Below are 12,077 nucleotides of genomic sequence, written 5' to 3'. Positions count from 1 at the left end.
GTCGGGGAGAAATTGTTGACCCGGCGCCTCAGGTGACGATCGCGGCGACCACCGCCACGGCCAGCCCCCAGACCACTAGCAGCACCGGCAGGATCAGCACCTGAATGGTCGCATCGCGGGGACGCAGCCGTCCGGTATTGGTCATGATCCCGCGCGTTTCGAATTCGCCGAGAGTCTGCGGCGCTGACGAATTATCGCGCAGCCTTGCCCACACCGCTGGGACTCCAAAAGCCGCGACAATCAGCACCACAATAATCGCCATCGGGATCACCAGCACCGGATTGGCAAAGGCGCTGCCGACAATCACCAGAAACCCGAAATAGCAGGCAATCGTCGCAATATAGAGCGCGGAAGGCAGACCGAAATTGCGATCAGCCTCAACCTGATGGCGCGGATTGGCTCCAGCGGGCTGCACCACAACGCGGGCATCACCGCGCGCGATACGATCATGGACGATGTGGCTCATTCGTGATCCTCCTTGCTGTTGGAAGGAAGATTACCGGGCGGCGAGCACGCCTGCTTTGACCCGAATCAAACCGCCATCACCAACGCGCCAGATCGCGGGTGTCATCCGCGCGCGGTTCGATCCAGTGCCAGCCATCGGCGCGCTTCTCACGCTTCCAGAACCACGCGGCGCTTTTGAGGTGATCCATGCAGAAATCGACCGCGTCGATCGCATCGCGGCGGTGGCGCGCGGCGGCCGAAACGCAGACAATCGGCTCGCCCGGATGAAGCACGCCGACGCGGTGCACCATCAGCAGGCCCATCAACGTAAAACGGTCAAACGCCCGGTCTGCCAGCGCGTGCATCCCCGGCAGGGTCAGCGGTTCGTAATGGCTGAGTTCGAGCGCCTCGACTTCGCTGTCGGGCCGCACCTCGCCCACGAAGGTGCACACCCCGCCCAGCCCCGGATTGGCCTGCGTGAACGGCCCGATCAGCGTGCCGGGGAAAAAAGTTTGCGTGAGCAAGCGAATGTCGCGCATCGGATCAGCCGCCCGATACCGGCGGCAGCAGCGCGATTTCATCGCCGTCCGCGGCGTGCAAGGCCAGCTTGTCCGCCAGCAGCGCGCCGTTCAGCGCCACCCGGTTGCGCGGATCGCCCGCCGCTGCGGCCAGCGCGGGCGGCAAAGCGGCAATCACCCCGTCCCAGTCAAGCGGCGCAGAAGATGGTGCGGGCAGCGTCAACGTCGGCGCGCCCGCCAGATCGGCCAGCTTGCCGAGCAGAACCACTGTAATCACGCTCAACCCCCCGTCATCGACATATGGCGCGGCAGCGCCGGATCGGCCCCGCGTTGATCCATGCGGAAATGGTGCCTCTCAGGCTTGATCCTCAGCGCTTCATCGAGCGCGGCGGTGAGGTTCGCTTGCGGATCGCCGGACCGCAATGCCGCGCGCAGGTCAACCTGCTCACCCCCGCCAAGGCAGGGGTAAAGCTGCCCGGTCGCCGTCACCCGCAGCCGGTTGCACCCTGCGCAGAAATTGCTGGTGTGCGGGGTGATGAAGCCAAGCCTGCCGCCGGTCTCCGCCACATCGACATAGCGCGCCGGGCCGCCGGTGGCGTATTGGCTTTCGGTCAGCGTCCAGCGCTGCTCCAACCGCGCGCGCACATCATCCAGCCGCAGATATTGGTCGAGCCGTTCCTCCTCGACATCGCCCAGCGGCATCACTTCGATCAGGGTGACATCGTGGCCTTGCCCATGCGCCCAGCCGATCAGATCGGGCAGTTCGTGCTCGTTGACGCCCTTCAGCGCCACGACGTTGAGTTTGACCTTCAGCCCCGCCGCCTTGGCTGCGGCGATCCCTTCGAGCACTTGGCGCAGCGCATCGCGCCGGGTCAGCGCCGCAAACTTCGCGTGGTCGAGCGTATCGAGCGACACATTCACCCGCCGCACCCCGGCCTTGGCCAAAGCCTCGGCGTGTTGTGCCAACTGCGTGCCGTTGGTGGTCAGCGTCAATTCGTCCAGACCATGCCCCAAGCGCCGCCCCAGCGCGCTGAACAGATCAATGATGTCACGACGCACCAGTGGTTCGCCGCCAGTGATACGGATCTTCGTCACCCCGCGCGCGATGAAGCCTGTGGCGAGATCGTAGAGTTCCTCCAGCGTCAGCACATCGGCCTTGGGCAGGAAGGTCATGCGTTCGGGCATGCAGTAGGAACAGCGCAGGTCGCAGCGGTCAGTCACCGACAGCCGCAGATAGGTGATCCGGCGCTGAAAGCTGTCGACCAGCGGCCTAGCCGTAGCGCGGTCGCGCAGCAGAGCGGATTGCAGGCTGTCAGTCATGGCACACCATATACTGCCCCGTCACGCCGGGCGCATCTGCCAAAAAACGCAGCGTCTGATCGAGAGTCTCTCCGGGCGACCCGGCCACCACATTGACCCGCCGGGGCGCGGCCTCGCGCGCCAGATCGCGCGCCAGCGCCAGCCGCCAATCACGGTGATCATGCGCCGCGGGCGGCAGGATGATCGCCAGCGCGGTGCAATCGGGCTGATTCAGCAACGCACGCGCAGGTTCGAGGTGGAACGCCATGAACGCGCCTGCCGCATCCAGCGCAGCATCGGGCAGCAGGCCAACCACGATCTGCCGCATCATCGCCTTACACCGCCGGGCCGGTGGGGCGTTCACGGTGGAGGGTGATGCCGATCTTCTCGTTCGCCTCGGCAATCGCGAGCTTGACGATCTTGACCGTCACCGCCTCAACCCGCGCGTCCTGCACGAACAGCGTTTCGCAGATGTGATCGGCCACCGCCTCGATCAGCTTGAAATGCACGCCCTGCGGCAGACCGTCAGTGGCGGCAAATTTCAGATCCATGTAATTCTTGGACGCATCAAGCGGGGTGTCAGGATCGTAGTGATCGGCCACCGTGTAACGCGCGGTGATGGTGATCCGCAGCGGCTGCGGCTTGCCCGTCTCCTCGGAATAGATGCCGGTGAGGACATCGGCTTCAAGGTCGGCAACTTCGAGGGTGAGCGAATCGGTCATGGTGCGCCGCCTTTAGCCGGGATTGCTCCAGCGCGCGAAGATTGCGGTGGGGAGCAGCCTGCCGCCCTCACCTTCCTCGCGCACGGCAAGGTCGCCGTGTTCGATCTGGCCGGGCAGGTGGGCCAATGCCTCGGCCAGCAGGCCCGCAATCGCAAGGCTGCTCATCCGCACGGCATAGACGGTGAGGAACAGGAAGCGGCTGTCGGCATCGAGCAGCTTGGCGCAATCCGCGATCAGGCCGGGCAGGTGTTCTTCCAGCCGCCACACCTCACCATCCGGCCCGCGCCCGAACTTCGGCGGATCAAGGATGATCCCGTCATAACGCCGCCCGCGCCGCACTTCGCGCGCAGTGAACTTCGCCGCGTCGTCCACCAGCCAGCGGATCGGGCGATCCTCCATCCCCGAAAGCACGGCATTTTCCCGCGCCTGCGCCACGGATTTCTTCGAGGCATCGACATGGGCCACCTTGCCGTGCCGCGACAGCGCGAGGCTGCCAAGGCCGGTGTAGCCGAACAGATTGAGAAACTCGTGCGCTCCCGCGAAGGCGGGAGCCTCCGGCGGCGTGGGCGCTGGTTGCTTGGGATCCCCGCCGTCGCGGGGACTCGCGCATTGGCGCATCCATTCCCACACCGGGGCCATATCGGGGAAGAATTGCAGGTGGCGGAAGGGTGTGGGCTTGGCGGTGAAGCGCACATCATCCCACGCCAGCGGCCAGCCGTCTTCGGGCAAGTTTTCGCTGAATTGCCAGCGCCCGCCGCCATCCTCGTCCGATCCTGGGATGAATTCGCCCGCTGCGGGCCATTCGGCTACGCGGGGCTGCCACAGGGCCTGGGGTTCGGGACGGATGAAGGCGTGGGGGCCAAACGCCTCCCACTTGCGCCCGGCCCCGCTGTCGAGCAGGCGGTACGCGCCTTCTGCATTTGGCCAACCGGTGCATTCCATCACCAGCGGCTGCTGGACGAGGTCAGCCACGATCCGTCCCCCGCTCGTCCTGAGCTTGTCGAAGGACGCTCGCTCGGCCCTGTCCATGCTTCGACAGGCTCAGCATGAGCGAGAATTGCGCGTCCATTACGCCTGCGATCCCGCAGCGTTCTCCAGCACATAATCGCGGGTGGTGGCATAATCGCCCGCCAGTTCGGTGAAGCTTTCCGCCCGCCCGAACAAGTCGCCCACGCGCGCTGGCAGCGACGGGCGCACACCGATGGCGCGTTCTACCGCGTCGGGGAACTTGGCCGGATGCGCCGTCGCCAGCGTCACCAGCGGCACGCCAGCGGGCACGACCCCGGCATCGGCCACCGCCCGCGCGCAGTGCAGCCCGACCCCGGTATGCGGATCGATCACCTGCCCGGCGTGGCGGAACGCCCATTGCAGCGCCCGCGCGGTTTCGACCTGATCGGCGCGCGCGCTGGTGAACAGCGCCGCCGCGCTTTGCGCCTGCGCGTTGGTGAGCTGCATTGCCTTGGACGCTTCAAACCCGCGCATCTGCGCCGCCAGCGCCGCGCCGTCACGGCCCGCGCCATCGAACAGCAACCGTTCGAAATTGGAACTCACCTGAATATCCATCGACGGGGTGATCGTGGGCGTGACCCCGCCCGCCGAATAATCGCCGCTGGTCAAGGCGCGGTGGAGAATGTCGTTGATGTTGGTGGCGACGATCAGCCGTTCAATCGGCAGGCCCATCTTCGCCGCGACATAGCCTGCAAACACGTCGCCGAAATTGCCGGTCGGCACAGAGTAAGCAACAGTCCGATCCGGCGCGCCGAGTTGCAGCGCGGACGCAAAGTAATACACCACCTGCGCCATCAGCCGCGCCCAGTTGATCGAATTGACCGCGCCGAGGTTCAGCGCATGGGTCACTTGCGGGTCGTTGAACATCCGCTTCACATGGGCCTGCGCGTCGTCAAAGCTGCCAGCAATCGCAAGATTGTGGACATTGGGCGCGCGCACCGTGGTCATCTGGCGGCGCTGCACATCGCTGACCCGGCCCTTGGGGTGGAGCATGAAGATTTCCACACGATCAAGCCCCGCGACCGCCTGTATCGCGGCAGAGCCGGTATCCCCGCTGGTCGCGCCGACAATGGTGATGCGTTCGCCGCGCCGTTCAAGGAAGGTTTCGAACAGCCGCCCGAGCAATTGCAGCGCCACGTCCTTGAACGCCAGCGTCGGGCCATGGAACAGTTCGAGCAGCCAGTGTTGCTGATCCAGCTGCACCAGCGGGGTAACGGCAGCGTGGCCGAAATCGCCATAAACCGTGTGGCACAGCGCCAGCAGTTCATCCTCGGAAAGGCTGGGCGTGACGAAGGGTGCCATGATCCGCGCGGCCAGATCGGGATAGGCGAGCCCGCGCATATCGCGGATCTCGGCTGCGCTGAACCGCGGCCATTCGGCTGGCAGATACAGCCCCCCATCGCTGGCGAGCCCCGCCAGCGTCACCCCTTCGAAATCGAGCGCCGGTGCGCTGCCGCGTGTCGATACGTATTGCATATGCGAACAGCGCCTAGCGGCGACGGCGGCGCAATGCCAGCACGTAGATGACCAGCGCGGTCAGCGCGAAAAAGAACCACTGCCCGGCATAGGCGAGATGGTTGTTGGGCAGGTCAGCCGGATCGGGCTTGGCCATCGCTTGCAGCCCGGCCATAGGAGGATCTGCCACGAGCCGTGGCCCCGGGGCGATCACGCCGCTGATGAGACCGCCGGTGAAGGCAGGCTTGGCAAGATCGCGGCTGAAGCCAAGGTCAACGGGAACAACAGCGTGCAAGCCCTCCACACACCTCGCCCGGTGCACCCAGCCTTTCTGGCCCTCAGCCGAGGTGCCGGAGACCGCTTCGATGCTCTCGACCGCATTGCACCCAAGTAAACTGCGGCGGAACAACACTTCCTCGCCCTCGCCCTCCAGCGGGAACAGCGCCACCTCGCCTTCACCCGCCGCCACCTCGTATCGAGCGATCAGTGCCTCTTTCTCGGCCTTGCGCCCCAGCTGCCACACGCCGAGCGCAATCATGGTGGCGACCGCCGCCAAGACGATAATCGTCGGGATAATCGGCAGGCGGGCGTTCATGGCTGGCGTTCCTCGTATTGGTGATAGACCCACATGGCCTTGTAAAACCGCAGCGCAAAAATCACCGCACCCGCCGTCACCGGCACCCAGAACAGCAGCGAGGCCCACAAGGGCGGGCGCAGCCATTCGTCAACGCCCAGCGCAGCGAGGATCAGCGCCAGCGCCAGCAGCATCGTCACCACGCCGATAAACCGCCCGCCGCGTTCAAGGCTGAGGAAATTCAGCCCGCACTCCGTGCATTCACCAGCCAGCCGCGCAGGCGCGGCAAACAGCGTCCTCGCGCCGCAGCGGGGGCACAAACCGGAAAGGGCAGCCGAGAATAATCCCGGCTGCCCCTTCGTTTCATTCGGACTGTCATCCGCATCCATCAATGGAATTCAGCGCCCCAGCCGCCCCACACATAGACGGCGACGAACAGGAACAGCCACACCACATCGACAAAGTGCCAATACCAGGCAGCGGCTTCGAAACCGAAATGCTGGCGCGGGGTGAAGTGGCCGATATAGGCGCGGTACAGGCACACGCTGAGGAAGATCGTGCCGATCAGCACGTGGAACCCGTGGAAGCCAGTCGCCATGTAAAACGCGGATGAATAGGTGTTGCCGCCAAAGCCGAACGGCGCGACCGCATATTCATAGGCCTGGATCGAGCTGAACAGCACGCCCAACGCAATCGTCGCCCACAGGCCCTGCTTCAGCCCTTCACGATCACCGTGGATCAGCGAATGATGCGCCCATGTAACCGTGGTGCCCGAACACAGCAGGATCAGCGTGTTGAGCAGCGGCAGCGCGAAGGGATCGAGCACTTCCATGCCTTCGGGAATGAAGGCCGCAACAGCGCCCGCTTGGCCGAACAGGCTCGTCGTCGCGCCAGTTTCATGATCGAATTGCAGCGGAGTCGGGAACAGCGCGAAATCGAAAAAGCTCCAGAACCAGCCGACGAAGAACATCACTTCGGACGCGATGAACAAGATCATCCCATACCGCATATGCAGCTGCACCACCGGAGTATGATCGCCGCGCTGGGCTTCGATCACAACATTGCGGAACCACATGAAGAACGTAGCGAGCAATCCTGCCAGCCCCGCCCACACCACGACTTTGGATGCCATCCCGAACAGATCGGGGTAAAAGCTCAGCACCATGCCGCTAGTGAAAGTCAGCGCCGAAATCGAGCCGATCAACGGCCAGATATCGGGTTCAAGGATGTGATAATCGTGGTTTGCCTTGCCAGCCATTGGTCGGTCCCGTCCCTGGGTTGCGTAAAGGTTCAGTTGGTGCGCGCAGACGCCGGAGTTACCGGATCATCCGTGCGGTGAAAAGTATAGCTCAGCGTGATTTGCTCAACGCCCTGCATATTCGGATCGTTCAGCATCGCCGGATCGACGTAATACAATACCGGCATGATCACTTCCTGCCCCGGCGCGAGGGTTTGTTCGGTGAAGCAGAAGCACTGGATCTTGTTGAAATACTGGCCCGCCTGCACCGGTGTCACATTGAAGGTCGCCATCCCGGTGATGGAGCGCGAACTTTCATTGCGGGCGACATAGGTGGCGATGTCGCGTTCACCAATGGTGATGGTGTCGGTCGCCTGACTCGGGCGGAACGTCCACGGCATATCGCTCGAAGTGGAGGCATCGAAGCGGATCGAGATTTTCTGCCCGGTCGCATTCACAGCGGCGCGCGCGGCCTCGGCCTCGCTTGCCACCTGCGTGGTGCCGCCGAACCCGGTGACCTGACAAAACAGCCGATAGAGCGGCACCGATGCATAGCCGAGGCCGAGCATGAACACCGCGCCCAAGAACGCCAGCACGCCGACACGCACATTGCTCCGCGTGGTTTCATTTGCCTGCATTACGGGCGGGTGCGTTGCCATCAACCGTCTCCAATCCGCACCATGGTGATTGCGTAGAACAACACCACGAAGAACAATAGCGTACCCGCGACCACAAGATTGCGGCTTTTCTGGCGGCGGCGGTATTCGGTTTCTTCTTCGGGTGTCATGCGATCCATCCCTGATAGGCCGCCACGCGGTCTGCCACCAAAGCGGCAAACAGCACGAACAGATAGACGATCGAGTATTTGAACAAGCGCTTTTCGGGCAGCATTTTATCGTCCGCCGCCTTCATCCGCGATCCCACCGGAAGCGCCAGCGCGATGAACAAGGCCGACAAGACCACCGCGACCGAGCCATAGATCCAGCCCGTCCCGCCAATCGCCCACGGCGCGATCGCTACCGGGGTTAGCAGCAGGGTGTAGATCATGATCTGGCGGCGCGTGACTTTCTCGCCCGCGACCACCGGCAGCATCGGGATGCCGACCTTGGCGTAATCAGACTGCACGAACAGCGCCAGCGCCCAGAAATGCGGCGGCGTCCAGAAGAAGATGATGGCGAACAGCAGCACCGGCATCGCGGTAATCTCACCTGTCACCGCGACCCAGCCGATCAGCGGCGGAAACGCGCCCGCGCCGCCGCCGATGACGATGTTCTGCGGAGTGCGCGGTTTCAGCCACATGGTGTAGATCACCGCGTAATAGATGATCGCGCCCAGCAGCAGCGCCGCTGCCAGCCAGCCGATGGCGACGCCCATCAGGCACACCGACACGGCAGACAGGAAAACCCCGAAATCGCGCGCATCCTCACGCCGCATCCGCCCGGCGGGTAGCGGGCGGTTCATGGTGCGCTTCATCCCGGCATCAAGATCGGCTTCCCACCAATGGTTGAGCGCGGCTGAACCGCCCGCACCCATCGAAATCGCTAGAATAGCGGTGAAGCCCAGCACCGGATGAATGCTGCCCGGCGCCGCCAGCACGCCGCAGATCGCGGTGAAGATCACCAGCGTCATCACCCGCGGCTTGGTCAGCGTGAAAAAATCACGCCATTCCGCCGGGAGCGCAGCCGCGGTTGCGGCGGCGCTGGTCGGGCTGATCGGGGGCGAGGCGGTGTCCATAATCTTCTAGTGTCTCATTGGCGAAGAGCGCGGCATTGCCGCCGCGCCCCTGCCGATTGTTGTGCCGTTCGGTATGGGGAGCCTATGCACCCCGCCACCGCATGGCGATCAAACCGTTGCCGGGCGGTGATCGTGGTAGTCGTGGTGATCCTCGATCACCGGCAGCGTTTCGAACTGGTGATAGGGCGGCGGGCTCGACAGCGTCCATTCAAGCGTCGTCGCGCCTTCGCCCCACGGATTGGCCCCCGCCTTGCGGCCTGCCAGCAGCGCATAGCCGATGTTGACGAAGAAGAAGATCATCGACCCGGCCATGATGTAATAGCCGTAGGTGCTGACTTCGTGCCAGAAGGTGAAGGCCTCAGGGTAATCGGGATAACGGCGCGGCATCCCCTGCATCCCGAGGAAATGCTGCGGGAAGAAGATCACGTTCACGCCGATGAAGAACGTCCAGAAGTGCAGGTGGCTGAGCAGTTCGGAATGCATCCGACCGCTCATCTTCGGGAACCAGTAGTAGAAGCCCGCGAACAGCGAGAACACTGCGCCCATCGACAGCACGTAGTGGAAATGCGCGACCACATAATAGGTATCGTGCAGGTTATCATCGATCCCGCCATTGGCCAGCACCACCCCGGTCACACCGCCGACAGTGAACAGGAAAATGAAGCCCATCGACCACACCATCGGCGATTTGAAGCTGATGCTGCCGCCCCACATGGTGGCGATCCAGCTGAAGATCTTCACGCCGGTTGGCACCGCGATCACCATGGTGGCGGCGGTGAAATACATCTTGGTGTTCACGTCGAGACCCACGGTGTACATGTGGTGCGCCCAGACGATGAAGCCGACCACGCCGATGGCAACCATCGCGTAGGCCATGCCGAGATAACCGAACACCGGCTTCTTCGAGAATGTCGCCACGATTTGGCTGATCATGCCGAAGCCCGGCAGGATCATGATGTAAACCTCCGGGTGGCCGAAGAACCAGAACAGGTGCTGATACAACACCGGATCGCCGCCGCCCGCCGAATCGAAGAAGGTCGTGCCGAAATTGCGATCGGTCAACAGCATGGTAATCGCCGCAGCCAGCACCGGCAGCGCCAGCAGCAGCAGGAAGGCAGTCACCAGCACCGACCACACGAACAGCGGCATCTTGTGCAGGGTCATCCCCGGCGCGCGCATGTTGAAGATGGTGGTGATGAAGTTGGTCGCCCCCAGAATCGAACCCGCACCCGCCAGGTGGAGCGAGAAGATCGCGAAATCGACAGCAGGACCAACCGAACCGCTGGTCGACAGCGGCGCATAGACCGTCCAGCCCGTGCCCGCGCCGGGGCCGGAACCGCCGGGAACGAACAGCGAGAACACCAGACTGAGGAAGCCCGCCACCGTCAGCCAGAACGAAATGTTGTTCATCCGCGGGAAGGCCATATCCGGCGCGCCGATCATCAGCGGCACGAACCAGTTGCCAAAGCCGCCGATCATCGCCGGCATCACCATGAAGAACACCATGATGAGACCATGCGCGGTGATGAACACGTTCCACATATGCAGCGCGGTGTTCATATCATTGGCGCCGCCCATGAACTGCGCCCACCAGGTCAGGTATTGAATGCCGGGTTCAGCCAGCTCAACCCGCATGATCCCCGACATGGCCCCGCCCACGATCCCTGCGATGATCGCAAAGACGAGGTACATCGTGCCGATGTCCTTGTGGTTGGTCGACATGAACCAGCGGGCGAAAAAGCCCGGCTTGTGGTCCGCGTGATCATGCGCGTGATCATCGCCGTGGATGTCAAAACCTTCTGCGGTGGTAGCCATTGTCAGATACTCTTCCGATGATATTCGTTTATGTCTTAGCGCGCGGTCAGCGCGGCAACCTTTTCAGGCGCGGCAGCGGCGTCTTCGCCCGCCTCATCACCCGGCATTGTGCCGCCTTGCGCCTTTACCCATGCCGCGAATTGTTCAGGCGCCAGCGCCTCAACCGCGATCGGCATATAGGCGTGGCGTGAACCGCACAGTTCGGAACACTGGCCGTAATAAACGCCCGGTTCCTTGATGGTCAGCAGCTTTTCATTCAGCCGCCCCGGCACCGCGTCCATCTTGAACCACAGCGACGGCACGGCAAAGGCGTGGATCACGTCGCTTGCGGTGGTCTGGATGCGCAGCGGCACTCCAGCAGGCACCACCATGCGGTTATCCACCGCCAATTGCGCCGGTTCGCCGCGCTTCAACGCTTCGTCATCGGGCAACATATTGGAAATCACTTCGATTTCGCCGTGATCGGGATAGGTGTAGCCCCAGTACCACTGATAGCCCGTCGCCTTGATCGTCACCGCGTCAGCGGGCGGCGTTTCATATTGGCGCGCCAGCAGCGTGATCGAAGGCACCGCGATTACCACCAGAATGATCACCGGAACAATCGTCCACACCACTTCGATCATGGTGTTGTGCGTCGTCTTGGACGCCACCGGGTTCGCCTTGCGGTTGAACCGCACCACCACATACAGCAGCAGGCCAAGCACCAACAGGCTGATGATCGTGATCACCGGCATCAGAATCGCATCGTGCATCCACAGCGCGTAATCGCCATTGTCGGAGTACTGATCCTGAAACGTCAGGCTTTTGATCGGGTCGTCCTGATAGGACGTTGGCATGCCCTTGCCCTTGGTCGGGGCCATCGGGGTGTAATCGCCCGCCGTCACGGTCGAAGCCTCCGTGACCGATTCGATCAGGCCAGCATCCGGCGCAGTTGCCTGCAATGCCGGAGCACCAATCGCCGCGTCTTGCGCGCCTGCACCAACCGGCGCGAACAGCGCCATGCCAGCGGCCAGCGCCGCGAGAGTAGCCAACTTCATACGGGTATGCATCTGACCCATCATCATGTGCCCAAACAATATCTAAGTTATGACCCCATACTGCAAATCGGCGCATTGCGTCAGCAAGCGTTGAAAAACAGCGTTCCGCCAGCAGATATGCCAGCCTCATCCTCGCCCTTAGCCGCGCTTGCCGAGGGCCTCAAGCGCTTCTAGGGAGAAAATTATGCAAGCCTCCATGATTGCCGCGCAAGTCGGCGCTTCCCAACAGTTTTT

At 63.0% G+C, this 12,077-nt stretch carries 16 protein-coding genes; all 16 read right to left on the bottom strand.

Going from position 1 to position 12,077, the window contains the following annotated elements:
- Positions 1 to 28: 28 nt before the first annotated feature.
- Entirely contained in the window at positions 29 to 466 is a 438-nt protein-coding gene (locus ACSSV3_RS07685; protein WP_354323492.1) for a hypothetical protein, read from the bottom strand.
- 76 nt (positions 467 to 542) lie between these two features.
- On the bottom strand, positions 543 to 983 hold the full coding sequence (locus ACSSV3_RS07680) for a molybdenum cofactor biosynthesis protein MoaE (RefSeq protein WP_354323491.1): 441 nt from the start codon (positions 981 to 983) through the stop codon (positions 543 to 545).
- Between the two features lie 4 nt (positions 984 to 987).
- Positions 988 to 1,239, bottom strand: coding sequence for a MoaD/ThiS family protein (locus ACSSV3_RS07675; protein WP_354323489.1), 252 nt, complete (start codon positions 1,237 to 1,239; stop codon positions 988 to 990).
- A 2-nt stretch (positions 1,240 to 1,241) separates the two neighbouring features.
- Positions 1,242 to 2,282: a GTP 3',8-cyclase MoaA gene (gene moaA, locus ACSSV3_RS07670; protein ID WP_354323488.1), complete on the bottom strand. Its 1,041-nt coding sequence runs from the start codon at positions 2,280 to 2,282 to the stop codon at positions 1,242 to 1,244.
- Positions 2,275 to 2,625 (bottom strand): Rossmann fold domain-containing protein, encoded by a 351-nt coding sequence (locus ACSSV3_RS07665; RefSeq protein ID WP_354323486.1) that lies wholly within the window; start codon positions 2,623 to 2,625, stop codon positions 2,275 to 2,277. The genes moaA and ACSSV3_RS07665 overlap by 8 nt, the downstream gene beginning before the upstream one ends.
- Positions 2,597 to 2,983 (bottom strand): dihydroneopterin aldolase, encoded by a 387-nt coding sequence (locus ACSSV3_RS07660; protein ID WP_354323485.1) that lies wholly within the window; start codon positions 2,981 to 2,983, stop codon positions 2,597 to 2,599. The genes ACSSV3_RS07665 and ACSSV3_RS07660 overlap by 29 nt, the downstream gene beginning before the upstream one ends.
- A gap of 12 nt (positions 2,984 to 2,995) precedes the next feature.
- Positions 2,996 to 3,955, bottom strand: a complete 960-nt coding sequence (locus ACSSV3_RS07655) for a class I SAM-dependent methyltransferase (protein ID WP_354323484.1) — start codon at positions 3,953 to 3,955, stop codon at positions 2,996 to 2,998.
- Between the two features lie 96 nt (positions 3,956 to 4,051).
- Entirely contained in the window at positions 4,052 to 5,467 is a 1,416-nt protein-coding gene (gene thrC / locus ACSSV3_RS07650) for a threonine synthase (RefSeq protein ID WP_354323483.1), read from the bottom strand.
- Between the two features lie 13 nt (positions 5,468 to 5,480).
- Positions 5,481 to 6,041 carry an SURF1 family cytochrome oxidase biogenesis protein gene (locus ACSSV3_RS07645; RefSeq protein ID WP_354323482.1) on the bottom strand — a complete coding sequence of 187 codons (561 nt, stop codon included), beginning with the start codon at positions 6,039 to 6,041 and terminating at the stop codon, positions 5,481 to 5,483.
- Positions 6,038 to 6,340 (bottom strand): DUF983 domain-containing protein, encoded by a 303-nt coding sequence (locus ACSSV3_RS07640; protein WP_354323481.1) that lies wholly within the window; start codon positions 6,338 to 6,340, stop codon positions 6,038 to 6,040. The genes ACSSV3_RS07645 and ACSSV3_RS07640 overlap by 4 nt, the downstream gene beginning before the upstream one ends.
- Before the next feature lie 68 nt (positions 6,341 to 6,408).
- On the bottom strand, positions 6,409 to 7,278 hold the full coding sequence (locus ACSSV3_RS07635; protein ID WP_354323479.1) for a cytochrome c oxidase subunit 3: 870 nt from the start codon (positions 7,276 to 7,278) through the stop codon (positions 6,409 to 6,411).
- Positions 7,279 to 7,310: 32 nt separating this feature from the next.
- Positions 7,311 to 7,916 carry a cytochrome c oxidase assembly protein gene (locus ACSSV3_RS07630; protein ID WP_354323477.1) on the bottom strand — a complete coding sequence of 202 codons (606 nt, stop codon included), beginning with the start codon at positions 7,914 to 7,916 and terminating at the stop codon, positions 7,311 to 7,313.
- Positions 7,916 to 8,044: a hypothetical protein gene (locus ACSSV3_RS07625; protein ID WP_354323476.1), complete on the bottom strand. Its 129-nt coding sequence runs from the start codon at positions 8,042 to 8,044 to the stop codon at positions 7,916 to 7,918. The genes ACSSV3_RS07630 and ACSSV3_RS07625 overlap by 1 nt, the downstream gene beginning before the upstream one ends.
- Entirely contained in the window at positions 8,041 to 8,991 is a 951-nt protein-coding gene (locus ACSSV3_RS07620; RefSeq protein WP_354323474.1) for a heme o synthase, read from the bottom strand. The genes ACSSV3_RS07625 and ACSSV3_RS07620 overlap by 4 nt, the downstream gene beginning before the upstream one ends.
- 108 nt (positions 8,992 to 9,099) lie before the next feature.
- Positions 9,100 to 10,806, bottom strand: a complete 1,707-nt coding sequence (gene ctaD / locus ACSSV3_RS07615; protein WP_354323472.1) for a cytochrome c oxidase subunit I — start codon at positions 10,804 to 10,806, stop codon at positions 9,100 to 9,102.
- Between the two features lie 35 nt (positions 10,807 to 10,841).
- Positions 10,842 to 11,870 (bottom strand): cytochrome c oxidase subunit II, encoded by a 1,029-nt coding sequence (coxB, locus tag ACSSV3_RS07610; RefSeq protein WP_454184778.1) that lies wholly within the window; start codon positions 11,868 to 11,870, stop codon positions 10,842 to 10,844.
- Positions 11,871 to 12,077 lie beyond the last annotated feature (207 nt).

It is taken from the genome of Porphyrobacter sp. MBR-49 (assembly GCF_053628655.1).
Note: the sequence above shows the minus strand (reverse complement) of the source record. Positions and strands in the feature narration are given on the sequence as shown.